General features: G+C 64.4%; 17 protein-coding genes. 10 read left to right on the forward strand and 7 right to left on the reverse strand.

The genetic code is table 11. The features are described 5' to 3' along the window. Window positions 1-95 precede the first annotated feature (95 nt). Window positions 96-1,124 (reverse strand): LacI family DNA-binding transcriptional regulator, encoded by a 1,029-nt coding sequence (locus J7S20_RS15750; protein ID WP_284055201.1) that lies wholly within the window; start codon window positions 1,122-1,124, stop codon window positions 96-98. 238 nt (window positions 1,125-1,362) lie between these two features. Between J7S20_RS15750 and J7S20_RS15755 the strand changes: the two genes are divergently transcribed. The 5 genes from J7S20_RS15755 (at window position 1,363) to J7S20_RS15775 (ending at window position 11,350) form a co-directional block, all read left to right on the forward strand. Continuing rightward, a complete protein-coding gene (locus J7S20_RS15755; protein WP_284055202.1) occupies window positions 1,363-4,203 on the forward strand; it encodes a TonB-dependent receptor in 2,841 nt (946 codons plus the stop codon). Between the two features lie 121 nt (window positions 4,204-4,324). Next, complete coding sequence (locus J7S20_RS15760; RefSeq protein WP_284055203.1) at window positions 4,325-5,845, forward strand: tryptophan halogenase family protein; 1,521 nt, start codon at window positions 4,325-4,327, stop codon at window positions 5,843-5,845. Continuing rightward, the gene (locus J7S20_RS15765) at window positions 5,842-7,656 is read left to right on the forward strand and encodes an alpha-amylase family glycosyl hydrolase (RefSeq protein ID WP_284055204.1); all 1,815 of its coding nucleotides are present in this window, start codon (window positions 5,842-5,844) and stop codon (window positions 7,654-7,656) included. Before J7S20_RS15760 ends, J7S20_RS15765 begins: the two co-directional genes overlap by 4 nt. Window positions 7,657-7,670: 14 nt before the next feature. Beyond that, the gene (locus tag J7S20_RS15770) at window positions 7,671-9,290 is read left to right on the forward strand and encodes an alpha-amylase family glycosyl hydrolase (RefSeq protein WP_284055235.1); all 1,620 of its coding nucleotides are present in this window, start codon (window positions 7,671-7,673) and stop codon (window positions 9,288-9,290) included. Next, window positions 9,287-11,350: a glycoside hydrolase family 97 protein gene (locus J7S20_RS15775; protein ID WP_284055205.1), complete on the forward strand. Its 2,064-nt coding sequence runs from the start codon at window positions 9,287-9,289 to the stop codon at window positions 11,348-11,350. Before J7S20_RS15770 ends, J7S20_RS15775 begins: the two co-directional genes overlap by 4 nt. A gap of 46 nt (window positions 11,351-11,396) precedes the next feature. Here the strand turns inward: J7S20_RS15775 and glmS are convergent, their stop codons facing one another. Beyond that, window positions 11,397-13,220: a glutamine--fructose-6-phosphate transaminase (isomerizing) gene (gene glmS / locus J7S20_RS15780; protein ID WP_284055206.1), complete on the reverse strand. Its 1,824-nt coding sequence runs from the start codon at window positions 13,218-13,220 to the stop codon at window positions 11,397-11,399. A gap of 4 nt (window positions 13,221-13,224) precedes the next feature. Then, on the reverse strand, window positions 13,225-14,586 hold the full coding sequence (gene glmU, locus J7S20_RS15785; protein ID WP_284055207.1) for a bifunctional UDP-N-acetylglucosamine diphosphorylase/glucosamine-1-phosphate N-acetyltransferase GlmU: 1,362 nt from the start codon (window positions 14,584-14,586) through the stop codon (window positions 13,225-13,227). A gap of 76 nt (window positions 14,587-14,662) precedes the next feature. On the opposite strand from glmU, the gene J7S20_RS15790 reads away from it, so the two are divergent. Next, on the forward strand, window positions 14,663-15,331 hold the full coding sequence (locus J7S20_RS15790; RefSeq protein WP_284055208.1) for an HAD-IA family hydrolase: 669 nt from the start codon (window positions 14,663-14,665) through the stop codon (window positions 15,329-15,331). A 15-nt stretch (window positions 15,332-15,346) separates the two neighbouring features. Here J7S20_RS15790 and J7S20_RS15795 read toward each other — a convergent pair whose 3' ends face one another. The 4 genes from J7S20_RS15795 to J7S20_RS15810 are packed head-to-tail and all read right to left on the reverse strand — an operon-like array spanning window position 15,347 to window position 17,935. Continuing rightward, on the reverse strand, window positions 15,347-16,354 hold the full coding sequence (locus J7S20_RS15795) for a nucleotidyltransferase domain-containing protein (RefSeq protein WP_284055209.1): 1,008 nt from the start codon (window positions 16,352-16,354) through the stop codon (window positions 15,347-15,349). Beyond that, entirely contained in the window at window positions 16,351-17,214 is an 864-nt protein-coding gene (locus tag J7S20_RS15800; protein ID WP_284055210.1) for an HprK-related kinase A, read from the reverse strand. The genes J7S20_RS15795 and J7S20_RS15800 overlap by 4 nt, the downstream gene beginning before the upstream one ends. Next, the gene (locus tag J7S20_RS15805; protein ID WP_284055211.1) at window positions 17,211-17,492 is read right to left on the reverse strand and encodes an HPr-rel-A system PqqD family peptide chaperone; all 282 of its coding nucleotides are present in this window, start codon (window positions 17,490-17,492) and stop codon (window positions 17,211-17,213) included. Before J7S20_RS15805 ends, J7S20_RS15800 begins: the two co-directional genes overlap by 4 nt. A gap of 47 nt (window positions 17,493-17,539) precedes the next feature. After that, window positions 17,540-17,935, reverse strand: coding sequence for a hypothetical protein (locus tag J7S20_RS15810; RefSeq protein WP_284055212.1), 396 nt, complete (start codon window positions 17,933-17,935; stop codon window positions 17,540-17,542). 107 nt (window positions 17,936-18,042) lie between these two features. Here J7S20_RS15810 and J7S20_RS15815 point away from each other — a divergent pair, with 107 nt between their 5' ends. The 4 genes from J7S20_RS15815 to pstA are packed head-to-tail and all read left to right on the forward strand — an operon-like array spanning window position 18,043 to window position 23,061. After that, window positions 18,043-19,347 (forward strand): ATP-binding protein, encoded by a 1,305-nt coding sequence (locus J7S20_RS15815; protein WP_284055213.1) that lies wholly within the window; start codon window positions 18,043-18,045, stop codon window positions 19,345-19,347. Continuing rightward, a complete protein-coding gene (locus J7S20_RS15820) occupies window positions 19,344-20,387 on the forward strand; it encodes a substrate-binding domain-containing protein (RefSeq protein ID WP_284055214.1) in 1,044 nt (347 codons plus the stop codon). The genes J7S20_RS15815 and J7S20_RS15820 overlap by 4 nt, the downstream gene beginning before the upstream one ends. A 27-nt stretch (window positions 20,388-20,414) precedes the next feature. After that, entirely contained in the window at window positions 20,415-21,791 is a 1,377-nt protein-coding gene (pstC, locus tag J7S20_RS15825; RefSeq protein ID WP_284055215.1) for a phosphate ABC transporter permease subunit PstC, read from the forward strand. After that, window positions 21,784-23,061: a phosphate ABC transporter permease PstA gene (gene pstA, locus J7S20_RS15830; protein ID WP_284055216.1), complete on the forward strand. Its 1,278-nt coding sequence runs from the start codon at window positions 21,784-21,786 to the stop codon at window positions 23,059-23,061. The genes pstC and pstA overlap by 8 nt, the downstream gene beginning before the upstream one ends. Window positions 23,062-23,104: the final 43 nt, after the last annotated feature.

Here is a 23,104-nt window from a genome sequence, read left to right on the forward strand (position 1 = left end):
GGCGCGGCAATGGCGGCGCATACGAATACAGGCGATGACCGGGGTGCGGCGTTGCCCGACGCAACCCCTGTCGCAACGCCGATTTCATGGGTTGTTCAGCGCGCGGCGACGCTGCTTTCCCGCACCACCAGCCGGGTCGGCAGCGCGCGCGTTTCCGGCTGTTCGTCGGAAAGCTGTGCGAGCAGCGCCGTCACCAGCGCCTCGCCCGCCGCGCGCGTATCCTGCGTTACCGTCGTGAGCGGCGGCGTGGTCAGCGATGCTGCCGCGATGTCATCGAACCCGGCGATCGCGACGTCGCCCGGTACCTCGAACCCCTGCGCCTGAAGCGCCCGCATCGCCCCGATGGCGATCGAATCGCTGGCGGCGAAGATCGCATCATAGCTGGCACCGCGCCGCGCGAGTTCCGCCACTGCCTCGGCACCCGCAGCCTGTGTCGTGACGGCATCGACCTGCAATGCCGGATCGGGCTCGATCCCGGCTTCGCGCAATGCGCGTACATAGCCGCGATGCCGTTCCTCGAATTCGGGATAATGGCTGTCAGCGTGCCCCAGAAAGGCGATCCGGCGGCGCCCCTGCCCGATGAGATGCTGCGCGGCCATCGCGCCCCCGCCTTCATTGTCGGAGCCGAGCGTGCAGCCGGTCGCGTCTTGGCTGAGCGCGCCCCAGCGGACGAAGTGCGTGCCCTGCTTCACCAGATGCGCGAGCCGCGCCTGATACGCCTCGTAATCGCCATAGCCGAGCAGGATAATGCCATCGGCCTTGTGACTGTCCTGATAATCGACATGCCAGTCGCCGGAGAGCTGCTGGAAGGAAATCAGCAGGTCGTAGCCGGCGGCCGCGGCGCTGCGCGTGATCGACCCCAGCATCGACAGAAAGAAGGGGTTGATCATCGATTCGTCGGGCGTGGGATCTTCGAACAACAGCAGCGCGAGCGTGTTCGTCGCCTGGCGGCGCAGGCTGGATGCGTTCTTGTCGACCGCATAATTGAGCTGGCGGGCAATCGCCTCGATCCGCGCGCGGGTTTGCGGATTGACGTCCTTGCTCCCGCGCAACGCGCGCGAGACGGTCGGTTGCGACACGCCCGCAAGCTGCGCGATATCCAGCGATGTCGGCCGTCTAGCCAACCCCGAACGCACTCCCGTCATCCTCTGCCCCTGCCCCGTCCCCATCGGCGGAGTCGTTTAGAGCATAACCGCATACGTATGCTGTCCTGAATACGTATGCCGCCCCCTATGGCTACGCCGACGGGCGAAATATAGCCAGCCTCCACCAACGGCGCAGGAAAGACGCCGGGACATATTTTCGGACAGGATGCGCGCGGCGCCGGGGGCGCGAGCGCGATTGAGGCAAGGGGACATTTCCATGAATAATCCGTTCGCACGGCTCGCGGCGCGCGAGTTCCTTTCGTGCAGCAGCCGCGCGGTACTCGGCGCTTCGCTGGCGCTGACCTGCGCCGCGCCGGCTTTCGCGCAGGACACCACCGCCGCCGACCAGAATACGACCGCCCAGGCCGACGCGACAGCGCAAGGCGACAGTGCGGGCCAGGCGATCGTCGTTACCGGCATCCGCGCCTCGCTCGACAAATCGGCGGAAATCAAGCGGACCTCGACGATGATCGTCGACTCGGTCTCGGCCGAGGATATCGGCAAGCTGCCCGACGTTTCGATCGCGGATTCGCTGGCACGTCTGCCCGGCGTTACCGCGCAGCGTCTCGAAGGGCGCGATCAGCGCCTGTCGATCCGCGGCCTTGGCCCCGATTTCGGCACGACGCTGCTCAACGGTCGCGAACAGGTCACCGTCGGCGACAATCGCGGCGTCGAATATGACCAGTATCCGTCGGAATTCTTCCAGAACGTCAATGTGTACAAGAGCGCGAACGCGTCGCTGATCGCGGCCGGCATCTCCGGCACCGTCGATCTGCGCATGCTGCGCCCGCTCGATTATCACAAGCGCGTCGTGACCGCGAATGCACGCGGGCAGATGAACGGTACCGACAAGCTGAACCCCGATGGCACGCGCTACGGCTATCGCCTGACGGGCACGTATATCGACCAGTTCGCCGGCGATACGCTCGGCATCGCGCTCGGCGTATCGGCGACTTCGGCGCCGACGCAATATACCCGCTACAACGCCTGGGGCTTTCCCACCGATTCGAACGGCGACCTGATCCTCGGCGGTGCCAAGCCCTATGTGCAGTCGAACCTGCTCGACCGCATCGGCGCGGTCGGCACGATCGAATATCAGCCGAGCGAAGCATGGCATTCGACGCTGGACGTGCTCTATTCGCACTTCTCCGAAACGCAGCGCCTGCGCGGCATCGAATTTCCGTTGGTCTGGGGCGGCGTTCCCTACACGGTCAATTCGGCCAATGACGGCTTCGTAGAATCGGCTACCTTCACCGATGTTCACGGTGTCCAGCGCAACGATTATAACAAGCGCACCGCCGACAATTATTCGATCGGCTGGAACAACGTGTTCGAGGTCGCGGACGGCCTGCACTTCACGGTCGACGCCAGCTGGTCGCATGCCGACCGCACCGACTTCCTGCTCGAAACCTATAGCGGCACCGGGTACAACAAGTCGGGACCGGGCGACACCGTCACGATCACGCGCAATTCGGACGGCACGTTCCGTATCGAGCCGACGCTCGATTATACCGACACCGGCACCTTCAAGATCACCGATCCGCAAGGCTGGGGCTATAACGGCACGCAGCCCGTCGTGCAGGCCGGATTCCTCAACCGCCCGAGCTTCAAGGACGACCTGAAATCGCTGCGCGCCAGCCTGAACGGCGACATCTATGGCAGCGTGTTTTCGAGCTGGGAGGTCGGCGCCAACTACAGCCGCCGCAAGAAGACCTCGGCCTATACCTCCTACTTCCTCTGCCCCAAGGGCGGCGGCACCGATTGCACGGTCGCCAGCGGCACGCCGACATCCGCACCGGTACCGAGCGAAGCCGTGCTGAACGGCACGACGCAGCTAAACTATCTGGGCGTTCCGGGTGTGCTGACGATCGATCCGCTCTACATCTACAACAATGTGCTGAACGCGGTTTACGACAACCGTCCGGTTTCGCTGGTTCGCGACAATACGGTCACCGAAAATGTCTGGACCGGCTATGCGATGCTCAACCTGAACGGCATGGCCGGCGGGAAGAAGCTGAAGGGCTCTATCGGCCTGCAGGTCGTCCATACCAAGCAAAGCTCGAACGGCAGCATCTCTAACTTCTCCGACGGTGTCGTGACGGTCCTTCCGGCATCGGATAGCGTGAGCTACACCGACTTCCTGCCCAGCGCGACGATGTCGGTCGAACTCCTGCCGCTGACCTATGTCAAAATGGGTGCGTCTCAGACGATGGTGCGTCCGCGCATGGATCAGGAACGCGTCAACCGCGAGCTGGGCATCGATCCGTCGAACGTCGGCCTGGGCGGCGGTCCGCAGTACAGCCCGTTCAGCTTCAACGGCGGCAATGTGAACCTGCGCCCCTACAAGTCGATCAATATCGACCTGTCGCTGGAAAAATACTTTGCGGGCGGCGGCTATATTGCGATTGCCGGCTACTACAAGGCGCTCAGCGATTACGTCGACAGCAATGCCAGCGTCGCCTATGACTTCAGCGATTATCTGTATCTCGCACCGCAGGCGGTCCGCGATACGATCATCAACAGCGGCGGTCAGATCGGCCTGAACAAGCGCCCCGAGAACAGCGGAAGCGGTTACCTGCAGGGTGTGGAGGCAACGCTGTCGCTACCCTTCTCCGAAATCACGCCCGCGCTCGACGGGTTCGGCTTCTTCGGCAGCGCATCCTATACCGACAGCTCGATCAAGCTGGGGAGCAATCCCACCGAATCGATCACACTGCCGGGTCTTTCGGACTGGGTGTTGAACGCCTCCGCCTATTACGAGAAGAGCGGTTTCCAGGCACGGGTCAACTATCGCCGCCGTTCGTCCTTCCTGGGTGAGGTTGCCGGCCTTTCGGCCAACCCGACCTTCCGAACGGTTCGCGGCGAAGGCATCGTCGATGCCCAGATCGGGTACGAGTTCCAGGAAGGTTCCTCGCTCGCCGGTCTGTCGATCATGCTCCAAGGCAAGAACCTGACCGATCAGCCGTTCGTCACCTATCAGAATGACGACGAGCGCCAGGTCATCGATTACCAGCGTTACGGCCGCGAATATTATGTGAGCGTCGGCTACAAATTCTGATTCTCCCCCCTGGGACGGCGGGCGCATGTTGCCCGCCGTCTCGACTTTTTGGGCGTGGGCATCGACGATGGTCACGCCCCGGGAGGCATGGGATCGCAATCCGGCGAAGAGGGGTAGCGACATGACAGGCTCCGCTCCGATCAGGATCGTAATCGCCGGTGGTGGCACCGCCGGATGGATGGCGGCGGCAAGCTTTGCCCGTTTCCTCGAAAGCGGTTTCGACATCACGCTGGTCGAATCGGACGCGATCGGCACGGTCGGCGTGGGCGAAGCGACCATCCCGCAGATCCGGCTGTTCAACGATGCGCTGGGCCTGGACGAAGATGCGTTCCTCCGCGCGACGCATGGCACCTACAAGCTGGCGATCGAGTTCGTCGACTGGCTCCGGCCCGGCAGCCGGTACATGCATGCATTCGGCGATGTCGGGCGCGACGTCGGACTGCTGCCCTTTCAGCAATATTGGCTGCGCGCGGTCGCAGAGGGACGCGCGAGGCCCGAACTGGCGCCCTATTCGCTGAACAATGTGGCGGCGCTTGCCGGCAAGATGCAACGCGGCCGCCCCCGCACCGCCCAGGTGTTGCCGGACATGCCCTACGCCTTTCACTTCGACGCCACGCTCTATGCGCGGCACCTGCGCAGCTACGCCGAAGCGCGCGGCGTCCGGCGCGTCGAAGGCAGGATCGAACAGGTTCGCCGCGACGGCGAAAGCGGCGATGCCGCGGCGCTCACGCTCGACGGCGGGCGCGAGATCGCGGGCGACTTCTTCATCGACTGTACCGGCTTTCACGCGCTGCTGATCGGCGAAGCGCTGGGGGCCGGCTATGACGACTGGACGCACTGGCTGCCGTGCGACCGCGCGCAGGCGGTGCCATCGTCGCGCGCCGAGGATTTCACCCCCTATACTCGCTCCACCGCGCACCGCGCCGGCTGGCAATGGCGGATCCCTCTGCAGCATCGCACCGGAAACGGCATCGTGTATTCGAGCGCGCATCTGAGCGACGACGAAGCGAGCGCGATGCTGCTGCAAAATGTCGAGGGCGAAGCGCAGGGCGACCCGCGCGTCATCCCCTTCACCACCGGAAAGCGGCGCGAGATGTGGAAGCACAATGTCGTCGCGATGGGGCTGTCGGCGGGCTTCATGGAGCCGCTTGAATCGACGAGCATCCACATGATCCAGTCAGCGATCTCTCGCCTCTTGAAGCTGCTTCCCGGCCGGACCGCAGTGCAGGCCGATCGCGACGAGTTCAACCGGCAGAGCGACTTCGAATGGGAGCGCATCCGCGACTTCCTGATCCTCCATTACCACGCCAACGAGCGCGAGGAACCCTTCTGGCAAGCCTGCCGAGAGATGGCGCTGCCCGACGCGCTTGCGGCCAAGATCGCGCTGTGGCGCGGCAGCGGCCACATCACGCGCGAGCATGAGGAACTGTTTACCGAGGTCGGCTGGCTGCAGGTATTTGTCGGCCAGGGCATGATGCCGCGCGGCCACCATCCCATCGCCGACGCCATCCCCGGCGACGATCTGAGCGAGTATATGTCGATGATAGAGCAACTAAACGCGCGCGAGGTCGCGCAGATGCCCGGCCATGCCGACTTCATCGCGCAGCATTGCGCCGCGCGCCAAAAAACGGTGTCGGCATGATCGGCGCGGCACTGCTGGCGGCGCTCCTCGCAAGCGCACCGGCCACCGACACGACGGCACAGTTGCGCGAACGGCCACCCGAGGACGAAGTAATCTATTTCGTCCTTCCCGACCGGTTTGAAAACGGCGATCCGGCAAACGACCGCGGCGGCCTGAAGGGCGACCGGCTGAAAACCGGATACGACCCGACCGACAAGGGATTTTATCACGGCGGCGACCTGAAAGGGCTGACCGACCGGCTCGATTATCTGCAAGGCCTTGGCATCACCGCGATCTGGGTGGCGCCGATCTTCAAGAACAAGCCCGTCCAAGGCCCGAAGGGTCAGGAAAGCGCGGGCTATCACGGCTATTGGGTGACCGACTTCACCCGCGTCGATCCGCATTTCGGCACCAATGCCGATTTCCGGACCTTCGTGAACGCCGCGCATGCGCGCGGGATGAAGGTCTATATGGACATCATCGCCAACCACACCGCCGACGTGATCCAGTACCGCGAGTGCCAGAAGCAGCCGGACTGCCCCTATCGGCCAAAGGGCGAATATCCCTATTCGACGCGCGGCGACAGCGACGGCGCACGCATCAACAGGGGTTTCCTGGGCGACGACCGGCAGACCGCGGCCAATTTCGCGAAGCTGACCGACCCGCGCTGGGCCTATACGCCGTTCGTGCCGAAGGACGAGCGCAACGTGAAAGTCCCCGCCTGGCTCAACGATCCGATCTATTACCACAATCGCGGCAACTCGACCTTCGAGGGCGAGAGCGCGACCTATGGCGATTTCGCCGGACTCGACGATCTGATGACCGAAAATCCGCGCGTGGTTTCGGGCTTCATCGACATTTTCGGCGCGTGGATCGACAATTTCGGCATCGACGGCTTTCGCATCGACACCGCCCGGCATGTGAACCCCGAATTCTGGCAGCAATTCGCACCCGCGATGCTGGCGCGGGCCAAGGCCGACGGCATACCCAATTTCCACATTTTCGGAGAGGTCTATAGCGAGGCGGTCGATCCGGGGTATCTCGCCGAATATACGCGGCGCGACAAACTGCCCGCCGTGCTCGATTTCGCCTTTCAGGCTGCTGCGCGCGACCTGCTGTCTGGCAAGACGGGCACCGATATCTACGCCAGGCTGATCGCCGGCGACGTGCTGTACGAAGGCGGAGAAAAGACCGCGCGCCGGCTGCCGATCTTTCTGGGCAACCACGATATGGGCCGGATGGGCCACATGCTCGACGAGGCGTTTCCCGATGCGAGCGAAGCCGAGCGGCTGAAGCGGCTGATGCTCGGCAACGTCCTGATGTTCACCTCACGCGGGGTACCGGTCGTCTATTCGGGCGACGAGCAAGGCTTTACCGGCGATGGCGGCGATCAGGCCGCGCGCGAGGACATGTTCGCGAGCAAGGTCGCGAGCTATGACGACAATGATCTGGTCGGCACCGCAGCCACCACCGCGACGGAAAATTTCGACACCGCGCATCCGCTTTACCGGCAGATCGCCGCGCTTTCGGCGATCCGGCGCGCCAATCCGGCACTGATGGACGGGCGCACCGTCATTCGCGAGACATCGAAAGAGCCGGGAATGCTCGCCTATACGCGCGGCGCCGATGACGGGCATGAAATCCTCGTCGCGATCAACAGCTCGACCGAAAGCATCACGCGCGACGTAGCGGTCGGCGTGCTGTCGGCCCGATTCACCACGCTTGCGGGACAATGCCCCGCCGCCGCCGCGGCTCCGGGCAGCGTTACCGTCACCCTCCCCCCGCTCGGCTATGCGATCTGCCGGGCAGAACCTTCCCAGGACAGCCAGTGAACGCAACCCAGGCCATGCCGCAGACCGATACTTCCACCGCCGTTCCATGGTGGAAGGGTGCCGCGATCTATCAGATCTACCCGCGCAGCTTTGCCGATTCGAACGGAGACGGCATCGGCGATCTTCCGGGCATTACCGCGCATCTCGATTATGTCGCGGAGCTTGGCGTCGATGCGATCTGGCTGTCGCCCTTCTTCACCTCGCCGATGAAGGATTTCGGCTATGACGTCGCCGATTATCGCGGTGTCGACCCGATCTTCGGTACGATCGAGGATTTCGACGCGCTGGTTGCGCGCGCGCACGAACTCGACCTCAAGATCCTGATCGATCAGGTCTATTCGCATTGTTCGGACGAACATCCCTGGTTCCTCGAAAGCCGGTCGAGCCGCGACAATCCCAAGGCGGACTGGTTCGTATGGGCCGATGCCAAGCCCGACGGCAGCCCGCCGACCAACTGGCAATCGGTGTTCGGCGGACCGGCATGGACCTGGGACGCACGGCGCGGACAATATTATCTGCACAATTTCCTGAAGGATCAGCCGCAACTCAACATCCATAACGAGGCGGTGCAGCAGGCGGTGCTGGACGTCGCCCGCTTCTGGCTCGACCGCGGCGTGGACGGCTTTCGCCTCGACGCGATCAACTTCGCGATGCACGATCCTGAATTTCGCGACAATCCACCCGCCCCGCCGTCGGAAAAGCCGCGCACGCGCCCCTTCGATTTTCAGCTCAAGCGGTTCAACCAGAGCCATCCCGACATTCCCCGTTTCGTCGAGCGGCTGCGCGCACTGACCGACAGCTATGGCGCGAAATTCACCGTGGCGGAGGTCGGCGGCGACGATGCCGAACGCGAGATGAAGCTGTTCACCGAGGGCAACAAGCGCTTCAACAGCGCCTATGGATTCGACTTCCTCTATGCCGACGCACTGTCGCCCAAAATGGTCGCGGACGCGGTGTCGCGCTGGCCCGAACAGCCGGGCATGGGCTGGCCGAGCTGGGCATTCGAGAACCATGATGCGCCGCGCGCGCTGTCGCGTTGGGCGAGCGCCGAGGACGCCGACCGCTTCGCGCGGATGAAGATGCTTCTGCTGGCGGCGCTGCGCGGCAACATCTTCATCTATTATGGCGAGGAACTGGGCCTGACACAGGTCTCTATTCCCTTCGACAAGCTTCAGGACCCGGAGGCAATCGCCAACTGGCCGATGACGCTCAGCCGCGACGGCGCGCGAACGCCGATGCCCTGGCGACACGATGCGCCCAACTGCGGGTTCGGCGATGCCGAACCATGGTTGCCGATCGGCCCCGATCACGCCGCACTGGCGGTCGATGTCCAGCGCGCCGACCCGGAATCGCTGTACAGCCTGACGCGGAACCTGCTCGCGCTCCGCCGGGATACGCCGGCGCTCCGCACGGGCGATATCGCCATCGTCCATGCCGACGACCGGCTGCTCGTCATCGATCGGCGGGTGGACAGCCAGCATGTCCGGTGCCTATTCAACCTCGGCACGGCAGACGCGCCCTGGCCGTCGCATCTGGAAGCGGACGGAACGGTCATCGCGGCGGTCAACGGCGCCGACACGACCCGCCTGCCCCCGCTTTCCGGCCTGTACCTCGAGTTGCGGAGCAGCAAATGACCCTTTCCCGAACCTTTACCCGTACCGCTGCGCTGCTCGCGCTCGGCGCCGCCGCGATCGGCTCTGCGCAAGCCAAGGATATCGCGTCGGTCACGTCGCCCGACGGGCATATCAAGGTGACGGTCGCGATCGGCGACGAAGCGCGGCTGACCTATTCGGTGTCGCGCGACGGCACGCCGCTCATCACGCCATCGCGGATCGGCTTCACCTTTACCGACATGGACCCGATGGAGCGCGGCTTTCAGTTCGACGGCGCATCGACATCCTCGTCCGACACGCGCTGGGAACAGCCCTGGGGCGAACGCCGCTACGTCACCGACAACCACAACGAGCTGGTGGTGAAGGTTCACCAGAACGGGTCGTCGGACGCATTCAAGGAAGCGCCTGCCGAACGCCGGATCACGCTGCGTTTCCGCGTCTTCGACAACGGCGTCGGCTTCCGCACCGAATTCGGCGCCAGGCCCGGCGGCGGCGCGTGGCACATCGCCGACGAGGACAGCGAGTTCAACATCGCCGAACCCGGCACCGCCTGGTGGATCCAGGCCGGCGACTGGAACCGGTACGAATATCTCTACCACAAGACGCCGATCGACGCCGTCTCCGTCGCGCACACGCCGATGACGATGAAGCTGCAGGACGGGACCTGGCTGTCGTTCCACGAAGCATCGCTGGTCGATTACTCCGGCATGTGGCTCAAGCGGCTCGAGGGCGGACGGTTCCGCTCGACGCTCGCCCCGTCGAGCCACGGCGCCAAGGTGATCCGCACCGGCCCGTTCACGACGCCGTGGCGCACGATCCGCATCGCCTCGGACGCGCCGGGATTGTACGACAACGACCTCGAACTCAATCTCAACGAACCCAACAAGCTGGGCGATGTCAGCTGGGTGAAGCCGTTCAAATATGTCGGCATCTGGTGGAAGATGCACCTTGACGAATGGAGCTGGAATTCGGGGCCTAAACACGGCGCGACCACCGAACATGCCAAGCAATATATCGATTTCGCCGCGAAGCACGGGTTCAACGAAGTCCTTGTCGAGGGCTGGAATGTCGGCTGGGACGTGCCGTGGGGCCGCGGTTTCGACTTCACCAAACCCTATCCCGATTTCGACCTGAAGGCGGTGACCGATTACGCCCGCAAAAAGGGGGTGAAGTTCCTCGGCCATAACGAAACAGGCGGCAACATCGCCAATTACGAAGCGCAGCTCGACGATGCGATGTCGCTGTATCAGAGCCTTGGCATGAATGCGGTAAAGACGGGCTATGTCGCCGATGCCGGCGGCATTACCGCGCCGGGCGACACGCCAGGCACCGAGCGTATGGAATGGCATGACGGCCAGCGCACCGTCGAACACCATATGAAGGTCGTGAAGGATGCCGCCCAGCACCACATCATGATCGACGATCACGAGCCGGTGAAGGATACCGGGCTGCGGCGCACCTATCCCAACTGGGTCAGCCGCGAAGGCGCGCGGGGCATGGAATATAACGCCTGGGGCGTACCCAAGAACCCGCCGAGCCACATCCCCAACGTCTATTTCACGCGAATGTTGTCGGGGCCGTTCGACTATACGCCGGGGGTACTGTCGCTCGTCGGTCGGGGCAATACGCCGATCGAATCGACCATCGCGCGGCAGCTTGCGCTCTATGTCGTGATCTATTCGCCGATCCAGATGGCGGCGGATACGCCGGAAAACTATGCCAAGCACCCGAACGAGCTGACCTTTATCGAAAAGGTGCCGACCGACTGGGCACAGACGCACACGCTGATGGGCGAACCCGGCGCCTATGTCGTCACCGCGCGAAAGGACCGGAACAGCGATGACTGGTATGTCGGCGGCGTCACCAACGAAAAGGCCCGCGACGTTACCGTGGACCTGAGCTTCCTCGACCCGGGCAAGACCTACACGGCCAAAATCTGGCGCGACGCCCCGGACGCCGACTATCGCACCGAGACGCGCTTCCACGATGTCATCGAGACGCGGAAGGTGAAGAAGGGCGACACATGGCCGGTACACATCGCACCGGGCGGCGGCTTCGCGATCCGTATCGCAGCGGAATGAGCCATATGGCGAGTGCCCCTTTCCGCGCAGGAAGGGGCACTCGCTGCTATTCGACGGTGACGCTCTTCGCGAGGTTGCGCGGCTGATCGACGTCGGTGCCCTTGGCCACGGCGACGTGATAGGCAAGCAATTGCACCGGCACCGCATAGACGATCGGCGCGATCAGCGGGTGAACCTTCGGCATCTCGATCGTCGCGACCGCATCCTCGCCCGCCTGGGCCAGCCCGTCGGCGTCTGAAATCAGCACGACCTTCGCCCCGCGCGCCTGCGCTTCCTGCATGTTCGACACGGTCTTGTCGAACAACGGTCCCGACGGCGCGATCACGATCAGCGGGACATTGTCGTCGATCAACGCGATCGGCCCGTGCTTCATTTCACCCGAGGCATAACCTTCGGCGTGGATATAGCTGATTTCCTTGAGCTTCAGCGCCCCTTCGAGCGCGAGCGGAAAATCGGTTCCACGGCCGAGATAGAGCACGTCGCGGGCATCGGCGATCGTATCGGCCATGTCGGCAATCGCATCGTCATAGGCGAGCGCTTCGTTGATCGCGGCCGGCACTTCGACGAGATGGTGCACGATCTCGCGCTCCTGAACCTCGTCCAGCTTGCCTTTGACCCGCGCGAGATTAACCGCCAGCGCAGCCATGACGGCGAGCTGGCAGGTAAAGGCCTTGGTCGAGGCGACACCGATTTCCGGCCCGGCATGGGTGGGCATCAAGAGGTCGACCTCGCGCGCCATCGAGCTGGTCGGGACGTTGATGATCCCCGCGGTCGTGACGCCCGCTTCCTTCATGTGGCGAAGCGCCGCCAGCGTGTCGGCGGTCTCGCCCGATTGCGACACCACCACGCCGAGCGTGTTCGGCAGCAGCACCGGATCGCGGTAGCGGTATTCGGAGGCGACATCGACCTCGACCGGAAGCCGCGCAAACTGTTCGATCCAGTATTTGCCGATCATTCCGACATAGCTCGCCGTACCGCACGCGATGATGACGACGCGTTCGATCGACGACAGGTCGAAATCCATGTCGGGAAGCGCGACCTGCTCTTCGAGCGGGCGGATATAGGATCGCAGCGTCTGCGCGACGACGACCGGCTGCTCATAGATTTCCTTGAGCATGAAGTGGCGGTGATTGCCCTTGTCGATCATCGCGCCGGTCACGCCCGAGATCGTGACCGGCCGCTCGACCGGATGGTTGTCGCGGTCGTAAATCTGTGTGCCGTCACGGGTGAGGACCGCCCAGTCGCCCTCCTCCAGATACGCGATCCGCTGCGTGAGCGGCGCGAGCGCGAGCGCGTCGGACCCCAGATAGGTCTCGTCATCGCCATAGCCGACGACGAGCGGCGATCCGAGCCGCGCGCCGATCAGCAGATCGGGATGATCGGCAAACAGGATGGCAAGCGCGAAGGCGCCGTGGAGACGCGGCAGCACGGTGGCGACCGCGTCGCGCGGGTCTTTGCCGCGATCGAGTTCGCGGTCGATCAGGTGTGCGACAACCTCCGTATCGGTCTGACTGCCGAATTTCCGCCCGTCGGCGATCAGTTCGTCGCGCAGCGGCTTGAAATTCTCGATGATGCCATTGTGGACGACGGTGACCCTGCCCGCCTGATGCGGATGGGCATTGTCCTCGGTCGGCGCGCCATGTGTCGCCCAGCGGGTATGCGCGATGCCGATCCGGCCCGGCAGCGGTTGCTCGGCGAGCAGCTTGCCGAGATTGACCAGTTTCCCCTCGGCGCGACGACGATCGACACCGCCATCATGAATGGTGGCGATGCCCGCTGAATCGTAGCCGCGATATTCGAGCCGCTTCAGGCCGTCGAACAGGCGTTCGGCGACATCCTCGCGCCCGAGGATTCCAACGATACCGCACATAGGCTTACCTTCCCGCCTTCTTCTTCGCCGCCATCATCTCGCGAAAGCGCTTCGCGCGACCCGGCTTGGCCACCTGCTCGCCGCGCGCCAGCGCCAGTGCATCGGCCTCGACGTCGCGCGTCACCACCGATCCCGCACCGACGATCGCACCGTCTCCGATCGAAACCGGAGCGACCAGCGCGCTGTTCGATCCGATAAAGGCACCCTCGCCAATCCGCGTGCGATATTTGAAAAACCCGTCATAATTGCAGGTGATCGTGCCCGCACCGATATTCGCGCCTGCGCCGACCTCCGCATCGCCGAGATAGGTCAGGTGGCTGGCCTTGGCGCCGGGGCCGAGCACCGCCTTCTTCATCTCGACGAAGTTGCCGATCTTCGCCTTTTCACCGAGTACCGCACCGGGCCGGAGACGCGCATAGGGCCCGACCGAAGCACCCGCACCCACCGTTGCACCCTCGATATGGCTGAATCCGTGTATCGTCACGCCGTCGGCGATCGTTACGCCGGGTCCGAAAAACACATTGGGTTCGATGACCACGTCGCGGCCAATCGCGGTATCGTAGGAGAACCACACCGTTTCAGGCGCGATCAGCGTGGCGCCGGCCGCCATCGCCTCGGCCCGGCGACGCTGTTGCCAGGATGCTTCGACCCGGGCGAGTTCGGCGCGGCTGTTGACGCCCGCCACCTCTTCCTCGCGCGTCTCGATAACCGCGGAAGCGCGGTCTTCTCCGGCCGCCAGCATGACGATATCGGGCAGATAATATTCGCCCGCCGCATTGTCGTTGCCGACCTTTGCAAGCAGCGCGAAGAGATCGGTGGAGCGCACCGCCATCAGCCCCGAATTGCAAAGCGTCTCCGCGCGCTCCTCCGGCGAGGCGTCCTTGAATTCGACCATCCTGGCGATACGGTCGGTGCCCGGTTCGACGATCACCCGGCCATAGGCAGCGGGATCTTCGGGCCTAAAGCCGAGTACGACCGTAGCCGGCGCGTCGTCGGCATGCAGCCGATCGAGCATCGCGCGCATCGTGTCGGTCGAAACCAGCGGCACGTCGCCGTAGAGGATCAGCACATCGCCGTCGAAACCCGTCAGCGCATCTTCCGCCTGCGCGACCGCATGGCCGGTGCCGAGTTGTTCGGCCTGATGCGCGACGGCGATGCCGTGCGGTTCGATCGCATCCTCGACCTGGTCGCGGCCCGCACCGACCACGACGACCGTCTTTTCAGGCTCCAGCGCGGCGACGGTATCGACGAGGTGCAGCAGCATCGCGCGCCCCGCGATCGGGTGCAGCACCTTGTGAAGATCGGATTTCATCCGCGTGCCCTTGCCCGCGGCAAGTATGACGGCGGCGATCGGTTTCGACGTCATTTGTTCTCCTTCGCGCCGACGCCCCTGCCATGATTGGGTTGCAACTTCCATAGCGATGCTGGCAATCGCATGGACGATGACCAGAATTCCTTTCGATATCGTCGGCTTCGACCTCGACGGCACCATACTCGACACGAGCGGCGACCTGACCGCAGCGGTAAATCACACGCTGCAGGCCGCCGGACGCCCGCCGCTCGACAAGGCGGCGGTCACGAGCAAGGTCGGTGGCGGCGCGAAGAACCTGCTGATTCAGGCGCTGGAGGATACCGGTGGCTGCCCGCCCGACGAGTTCCGGCGGCTCTACAAGCTGCTGCTCGGATATTACGAAGCCAATATCGCCGTCCATACCCGCCCGTTCGACGGCGCGCTCGATGCCATCGACCTGCTGCGCGAGGCTGGGGTTACGACCGCCATCGTCACCAACAAGTTCGAAAACCTTGCCGAGAAGGTGCTGGGCGAACTCGATATTCGCGACCGTTTCGCCTGCGTGATCGGGGGCGACACGATGGGCAAGGGCTTCGCCAAGCCGCACCGCGCACCGATCGACGAAATGATACGGCGCTGCGGCGGCGGGCGGACCGCATTTGTCGGCGATTCGATCTACGATGTCGAAGCGGCGAAGAATGCCGGCGTACCGGCGATCGCGGTCAGTTTCGGCTTTCTGTTGCAGCCGGTGGATGAAATGGGCGCCGATGCGGTGATCGATCACTACCGCGAACTGCCCGGTGCCTTGCGCACGCTATAGGGCGATCGCCAGCGCCTAACCGACCGGACGATACCCTTTGCGCCATTTGGTCCAGAGATGCCGGGCGAGCATTTTCGGCGGCATGCGCAACAGGTGCGATCGGACGTAGAAGCCCTGTTCGGTCAGCTTGCGCGTTTTGCGCCCCCAGCCGTCGCGCGCGAGCAGCCGGCGTTTGAACAGCGTGTCTGCAACGTTTCGCCTGTGCCAGGCGTCAGGAATTTCCGTGCCGTACACGTCGACGGCCAGCCGCGCGGCGCGGAGCACAGCCGCGCGCAGGCCGTGATGTGCGGCGCGCGCTTCCAGCCCGTCGGTTCCGAATTCGCCGATCAGGCAGTGGATGTCCCACAGATTGCGCATTCCCCCCGCAAGGTCGCCGTCGGCGATCAGGTGCGCGGCGGCGTGGCAGATCATGTCCATCGGCGCGAGGATGCGCAGGCCGTTCGGCAGCGCCTCGCTGTCGCCGACGAGCGCCGCGGCATCGGGGGTGATTGGTGCGGTGAGCGGCAGAACGGTGTGATGAACATCGATCATCCGGTCGCGTTCGCGGTGGATGAGCGGCGGCAATTCGTGCATCCACCGCCGATAATAGGCGTCGTCATAGGGATCGGGCTTGACCCATTCCCAGCCCGCCGAAAGCAGCGCAGCCTCCACTCCGTCGATCGCATCGCGCGGGACGAGAATATCGAGGTCGCCGATCGAGCGCCCCCTGCCCGCCTCCAGCCCCGCGGCGACATAGGCGGTGCCTTTCAGGAGCACGACCGGTGCCCCTATCTTCGCCAGCGCGCGACGCGCCATTTCGGCTTCCCACAGGGCGGCGGTGCGCCCCTGTGCCGCCGACGCTCGCGCATCGGCCAGGATTCGCGACACCGCACCCGGCATCGGCAACCCGTCAAGCCGGTGGCCAAGCGTGCCGACCATCTGTTCGGCGCGGGCAGCGGCAATCAGGCCGGTCCAGCCATCGGCATCGAGCGCCTCGACCTGTGAGGGATCGCGCATGATCCGCGCCAGCAAGGTGCCGCTCATGCGGTCTGCTCCCACAGGGTTTCGACCTGCGCCACCGCGGTTTGGGCATCGGGATAGTCGATCGCACGCGCCGGCACGGTGGTGACGAGCCGGGTCAGCGCATCATAGCCACGCTCGGCGAGCGCGAGATAGTTGGTCGATGCCTGGGTCAGCCGGACGAAGGATTCGCTCGGCAATACGGGGCGCTCGGCGGCTTCATGGCCGAAGGTCGGAAACAGGATGAGCGCAGGGCTGGCGGGCCGATCCATCGTCTCCACCGCGCGCGCATCGGGGACGAGGTGACGGATATCGCCCTTGGGCGTATCGGGCATCGGCGGACCGAAGCGCCCGTCCGGCAGCGCGTGTTCCATTACCGCGACCGCCTGGTTTTTCAGGCTGATGAGCCGGGGAAAGGCGTGGACCAGCCCGGTTTCGGGATCGATCAGCGCGAATTCGTCGCCCATCAGCCGCCACCCCCGCGCCATCAGAAGCGCAGCGAGCGTGGATTTGCCCGCGCCCGAAACGCCCGTCATCAAAACCGCGCGCCCGTCGCGCTCCGCCGCCGAGGCATGGAGCAGCAGATAGCGTCGCTGCGCGAGCGCCATTTGCAGGTTCATCCCCATCTCCGCCGCCAACAGCCCCAGCCGAAGCGGCAGCGGCGCGGCGTCGGGAATGGTGTAGTCGCCCGAAATCATCACCGAGGGGCGCACCACCCGGCGCCACGGTCGCGCGGCAAACAGGCGCACGGTAAAGTCCGGAATCCCGTCCTCCGGCCTGGGATAGTCGCGGTAGAGCGTCTCGAGCTGCGCGACAGGCCCGCGCCAGTCCGATCCGACACGGAAGCCCACCGGGCCGATACGGACGTCGAACCGGTGCCTCACAGCGCTTCGACCAGTCCGGCGGCGACCAGTTCCTCTACCCGGGCTTCTAGCGCGCGAACATCGGCGTCGCCGATATCGAACCGTCCCGAAAGCTGCGCGAGCAGCGCGTCGAGCGTCAGCGGATCGGGGTGCAGCGCCTCCAGTATCTCGGGCACCGGCGATGCCACGACATGCGTCTGGCCCGAGGCGCGGTGATAGAGCGCGACCATCGCATCGAGCGTCACCGCCCGCAGGCTATCCGGCGCCGCCGCCCGGTATCGTGTTGCTTCCCCCGTCACGGCCCCCTTGTGCCGTCAGAAGCCTGACAAGTCGATAAGACCGCGCCTCAGCCGCGCGGCATTTGCAGCGACGCGAAGCAGGTGAACCCGCTGGTACCCGCCTGCAGCCGCCGGATATATTGCGTATAGGCTTGGCTGGTTTCGTAATCGGTGCCGGGCAGCGTGCCGCCCGCCAGCGCCTTTTTTACATCCTCGCCCTTGAACGGTGCCGCCGCCGGGGGATAGGCGCCGGGCGTGCCGGCGGGGACGAGCGTGCCGTCCTGCGCGATATAGCTGCCCGCGCGTTGCGGATCGGGAACGGGAATTTCGCAGGTCGAAATCGACGCGGTCGTCTGTGCCAGCGCCGGGCGGATCGAGACGATCGCCGATGCGCTGACCGCGCCGAGCATGAGCGCACGGCGGCCGGTCGAAACCGATTCGGATTGCGGCTTGTCGTCCTGCATGACGGCATCATTCTGCCGGTAAAGCCGTTTCGCAATGGTAAAAGATCGTTAAGAACGCGAACCACGCTTTGGCGGGGCGCAATAAATCGGCTAGGGCGCGTGCCGCGATGGAACACTTCTTCGAGCCGCGAACGCTGATCGCGATCCTGCTGGTTGCCTGCTGCGCGGCGATCGGGCTCGTGATGGGCGCCGATATCGACGCGATGCTGATTGTCCTGGTCGGCGGCGTTGCGGCGGTTCTGATGGCATCCGGCACCGGCGAGCCCCATGCCGGCGATGCCGAACCCGGCGCCGAACGGCGGCATTATAACGAACCGGGGCTGATGGACGTTCTGGAAGCGGTCGGAGAGCCCCTGCTCGTCGTTGCCGACAACCGCGTCTGGCGGGCCAACAAGGCCGCGCACGCGCTGCTTGGCCAGCATATCGTCGGCGAGGATGTCCGCCTTGCGATTCGCCACCCCGCCGCCGCCGAACGACTGTTGAGCGACGCCGGCCGCGCATCGGGCGAGCCGATCAACCTGATCGGCCTGGGACGGCGCGACCAGAGCTGGGAAATGCGCGTTCGCGCGGTCGGCGACGGCATTCGCATCGTCCATCTGGTCGACCGCACCGGCAGCTACGCGACCGAGCGAATCCGCGTCGATTTCGTCGCCAATGCCAGCCACGAACTGCGCACCCCGCTGGCATCGCTGCTGGGTTTTATCGAGACGCTGGGCGAGGAAGCGGGGGAAGACCCCGAAACGCGCGCGCGCTTCCTGAAGGTGATGTTCGACGAGGCGGTGCGGATGCAGCGGCTCGTCGACGACCTGATGAGCCTGTCGCGCATCGAGGCCGAAAAATACCGCGAGCCCGCCGATTCGGTCGATCTGGGCGCGCTTGCGCAAGAGGTCTGCGCAGAGCTTTCGGCAAGCGGCGACCCGCGCGCCACCGACCTTTCCTGTGCCATCGATTCGGGCATTCTGGTCCGCGGCGACCGCGCGCAATTGTCGCAGCTTCTCCACAACATCGTCGGCAACGCCATGAAATATGGCCGCGCGGGCACACCCGTCACGATCGCGCTTCACGAGGCCGATCGCGCAATGGCGGCGCTGAGCGTCAGCGACGAGGGCGAAGGTATCGCACCCGAACATCTGCCCCGGCTTACCGAACGCTTTTACCGCGTCGATCCGGGCCGCAGCCGCAAGATCGGGGGCACCGGCCTGGGCCTTGCCATCGTCAAGCACATCGTCGAACGGCATCGCGGGCGACTTGATATTTCTAGCGTGCCGGGCAAGGGAACGACCGTGCGCATTCTGCTTCCGCAGGCGCCGCTGTCATCAACACGTAATGAAAATGCAACAGAGGCGGGCGCGGAGAGCAGCATTCGCCTCACCGATTCCAAGATCACCGTTACTGAAGGGAAAACGCAATGATCCGCCGTCTTGCGCTGATCGCCATCGCATCCACCGCGCTCGCATCCTGCGGCCAGCAGGCCTCTCGCGACTCGATACGGATCGTCGGCTCGTCCACCGTCTATCCGTTCTCGACGATCGTCGCCGAGCAGATGGTGAACAAGAATCCCTCGTTGAAGACGCCGGTGATCGAATCGACCGGCACCGGTGGCGGCATGAAGCTGTTCTGCGCCGGCGTCGGCCCCGACCATCCCGATATCGAGGACGCGTCGCGCCGCATGACGCCGGGCGAATATCAGACCTGCAAGACCAACGGTGTCGACGGCATCATGGAAGTTCAGGTCGGCATGGACGGCGTCGCCTTCGCCGAATCGAAAAAGGGTCCGAAGCTGCAGCTGACCAAGGTCCAGCTCTACAAGGCGCTCGCGGCCAATCCGGGCGGCAAGCCCAATACCAACAAGTTCTGGAGCGATGTCGATCCGTCGCTGCCGCACATTCCGATCCAGGTGTTCGGCCCGCCTTCGACCAGCGGCACGCGCGACGCGCTGTCCGAACTGATCCTCGCCAAGGGTTGCGAGGAAAGCGATCCCGAGGCCGCCAAGCTGAAGTCGGACAAGGACGCCTATGCCACGCGCTGCACCGAAATCCGCAGCGACGGCGCCTATGTCGACAAGGGCGAGAACGACAATATCATCGTCCAGAATCTGAGCGTCAGCCCCAATGCCATCGGCATTTTCGGCTACAGCTATCTCGAGGAAAATCGCGACCGTCTGAACGGCATTCCGATCGACGGCGTCGACCCGACCTACCAGAATATCGCCGACCGCAAATATCCCGGTTCGCGTCCGCTGTTCATCTATGTGAAGAAGCAGCACATCGGCGCGATCCCCGGCATCAAGGATTTCATGAATCAGTATGCCGCGTCCTGGGGTCCCGACGGCCCGCTGGTGAAGAAGGGCATGATTGCCGCCCCCGCCGATGTTCGCGCGCAGTCGAAAAAGATCATCGACCAGGAAATCGCGCTCGACCCGGCGGCGCTGAAAGACGACGAGCTGCATTGATCTGAGCCGCGTACTGGACGCCGAATCGTGACTGTTTTCGCGCTTTTCTTCCTCGTTGTGGGGCTCGGCCTGATCGGCTGGCTTACCGCCCGTGCCCGGGCGTCGCGCTTTGCGACGCTCGGCGCGGGCAAGCGCCATTCGTTGCCGAGCCAGCATGGCTGGTATGTCGCGCTGTGGACGGCGGCCCCCGCGCTGTTGTTCCTCGCGATATGGTCTGCCGTGTCGCCGTCGCTGGCCACGCAGGAGGTGCTGGCGTCGCCGGCAGCGGCGGAACTGCCTGCATTCGGTTTCCAGCGCGAGGCGATATTGTCCGAGGCGCGGACGCTTGCCGAGGGCAATTCGTTCGGCGCGTTCAATGAAGAAGCCAAGGCGCTTGCGCCTGCTTATGCGAAGGCGCAGTCGAAATATCGCTGGATCGGCACGGCGCTCGCGCTGCTTCTCGCCTTTGCCGGCGGTGCCTATGCGTTCAGCCGGGTAAGCCCGATGTTCCGCGCGCGCACCCGTGTCGAACGCACGGTGATGATCGCGTTGTTGCTGGCATCGCTGATCGCGATCCTGACAACGGTCGGCATCTTCGTGTCGCTACTGATTGAATCGGCGCGTTTCTTTTCGGTCGTTCCGCTGACCGACTTCCTGTTCGGCACGCATTGGAGCCCACAGATCATCAAGTCGAGCGACCCCGGCGCGTCGCTCGGCGCGGTGCCGCTGTTCTGGGGCACCTTCTTCATCGGTGCGATCATCGCGATGATCGTCGCCATCCCATTCGGCCTGATGAGCGCGATCTACCTGACGCAATATGCCGCCCCGTCAGTGCGTAAGTGGATGAAGCCGATCCTGGAGATTCTCGCCGGCGTTCCCACCGTGGTCTATGGCTATTTCGCCGCGCTGACGGTGGCGCCTGCGGTGCGCGACTTCGCCGTCTCGCTGGGCTTTACCTATGCGAGTTCCGAGAGCGCGCTTGCCGCGGGCCTCGTCATGGGCGTGATGATTATTCCGTTCGTATCGTCGATGGCCGACGATTCGATCGCCGCGGTTCCGGGCGCCATGCGCGACGGATCGCTGGCGATGGGCGCAACGACATCGGAAACGATCAGCAAGGTGCTGCTGCCGGCGGCGCTTCCGGGCGTGGTGGCGGGTATTCTGCTCGCCGTGAGCCGAGCGATCGGCGAGACGATGATCGTCGTGATGGCGGCATCGGGCGCGGCGACGATCACGCTCAATCCGTTCGAAAGCGCCACCACGGTCACCAAGCAGATCGTCGACCTGCTGACCGGCGAAGCCGCATTCGACAGCCCCAAGACGCTCGCGGCCTTCGCGCTGGGTCTGACGCTGTTCCTCATCACCTTCCTGCTCAACATCGTCGCGCTGCGCGTGGTGAAGAAATATCGCGAAGCCTATGAATAGCACGACCTCCCCCAACGCCGCCGAGCGCACGCCGACCGACTGGACGTCGCGCGCGATGCAGCGCCGCATCCGCCGGCGCTATGCCGCCGAGCGCCGGTTCAAGTTTTTCGGTCTGGCCGCGATCGTGCTGTCGGCGGGCTTTCTGGCCTTTCTGCTGATCGTCATGGTGTCGAATGGCATCGGCGGCTTCACGCGGACCGAGGTCAAGCTGCCGGTCGACTTCGCGCAGGCACAGCTGCCGGTCAGCGCGAGCCAGTTGCAAGGCCCCGGCGCCGACATGGCGCTCGCCAATGTCGGGATAGAGGATCTGACCGACAATTCGGCCAAGGCCGCGTTCGGCCCCGATGGCGATCTCGTCCTGTCCGACAGCGCGTGGACCAGCGTCCGCGATGCGCTGAAGGACGATCCGTCGCTGCTCGGCAAGCGCGCCGAAATCGACGTTCCCATCTCGTCCGACCTTCAGGAAGCGTTCGACGGCAACGGCACGCCGGAATTCAAGGCGATGGTCTCCCGGCTGAAGCAGAAGCACGCTTTCGACCAGAATTTCGATACCGGATTCCTGACCAAGGCCGACGCAACCGACCCCACGACGGTCGGCATCTGGGGCGCGGTGAAGGGATCGTTCTTCACGATGCTCGTCACGCTCGCCATCGCCTTTCCCATCGGCGTGCTGTCGGCGGTCTATCTCGAGGAATATGCGCCGCGGAACCGCTGGACCGATCTGATCGAGGTGTCGATCAACAATCTGGCCGCGGTGCCGTCGATCATCTTCGGTCTGCTCGGCCTCGCGGTGTTCCTTAGCTTCTTCCACCTGCCGCGTTCGGCCGCGCTGGTCGGCGGCCTGACGCTTGCCCTGATGATCATGCCCGTGATCGTCATCGCCAGCCGCAACGCGATCAAGGCGGTGCCGCCGTCGATACGCGATGCCGCGCTAGGCGTCGGGGCGAGCCGTATCCAGGTCGTCTTCCACCACGTCCTGCCGCTCGCCTTGCCCGGCATTCTGACCGGCACGATCATCGGCATGGCGCGCGCGCTCGGCGAGACCGCGCCGCTCCTGATGATCGGCATGCGCGCCTTCATCGCATCGCCTCCGGAAGGCTTTACCGACCCCGCAACGGTTCTGCCGGTCCAGATCTTCCTCTGGTCCGATCAGGTGAGCCGCGGCTTTGTCGAACGCACCTCCGCCGCGATTATCGTGCTATTGCTGTTCCTGCTCGCGATGAACGCGCTCGCCATCTATCTTCGTAACCGTTTCGAGACCCGCTGGTAATGACCGACACGCAAGCCCCCAACCCCGTCCGCGTGGACCAGAC

Origin of the sequence: Stakelama marina, from assembly GCF_018122655.1 — a bacterium.
Lineage (GTDB): Bacteria > Pseudomonadota > Alphaproteobacteria > Sphingomonadales > Sphingomonadaceae > Sphingomonas > Sphingomonas marina.

Excerpts from the sequence above, each read along its gene's own strand:
- J7S20_RS15755 (WP_284055202.1), top strand. The coding sequence starts at position 1,363 with ATGAATAATCCGTTCGCACGGCTCGCGGCGCGCGAGTTCCTTTCGTGC.
- J7S20_RS15760 (WP_284055203.1), top strand. The coding sequence starts at position 4,325 with ATGACAGGCTCCGCTCCGATCAGGATCGTAATCGCCGGTGGTGGCACC.
- J7S20_RS15765 (WP_284055204.1), top strand. The coding sequence starts at position 5,842 with ATGATCGGCGCGGCACTGCTGGCGGCGCTCCTCGCAAGCGCACCGGCC.
- J7S20_RS15770 (WP_284055235.1), top strand. The coding sequence starts at position 7,671 with ATGCCGCAGACCGATACTTCCACCGCCGTTCCATGGTGGAAGGGTGCC.
- J7S20_RS15775 (WP_284055205.1), top strand. The coding sequence starts at position 9,287 with ATGACCCTTTCCCGAACCTTTACCCGTACCGCTGCGCTGCTCGCGCTC.
- glmS (WP_284055206.1), bottom strand. The coding sequence starts at position 13,220 with ATGTGCGGTATCGTTGGAATCCTCGGGCGCGAGGATGTCGCCGAACGC.
- glmU (WP_284055207.1), bottom strand. The coding sequence starts at position 14,586 with ATGACGTCGAAACCGATCGCCGCCGTCATACTTGCCGCGGGCAAGGGC.
- J7S20_RS15790 (WP_284055208.1), top strand. The coding sequence starts at position 14,663 with ATGACCAGAATTCCTTTCGATATCGTCGGCTTCGACCTCGACGGCACC.
- J7S20_RS15795 (WP_284055209.1), bottom strand. The coding sequence starts at position 16,354 with ATGAGCGGCACCTTGCTGGCGCGGATCATGCGCGATCCCTCACAGGTC.
- J7S20_RS15810 (WP_284055212.1), bottom strand. The coding sequence starts at position 17,935 with ATGCAGGACGACAAGCCGCAATCCGAATCGGTTTCGACCGGCCGCCGT.
- J7S20_RS15815 (WP_284055213.1), top strand. The coding sequence starts at position 18,043 with ATGGAACACTTCTTCGAGCCGCGAACGCTGATCGCGATCCTGCTGGTT.
- J7S20_RS15820 (WP_284055214.1), top strand. The coding sequence starts at position 19,344 with ATGATCCGCCGTCTTGCGCTGATCGCCATCGCATCCACCGCGCTCGCA.
- pstA (WP_284055216.1), top strand. The coding sequence starts at position 21,784 with ATGAATAGCACGACCTCCCCCAACGCCGCCGAGCGCACGCCGACCGAC.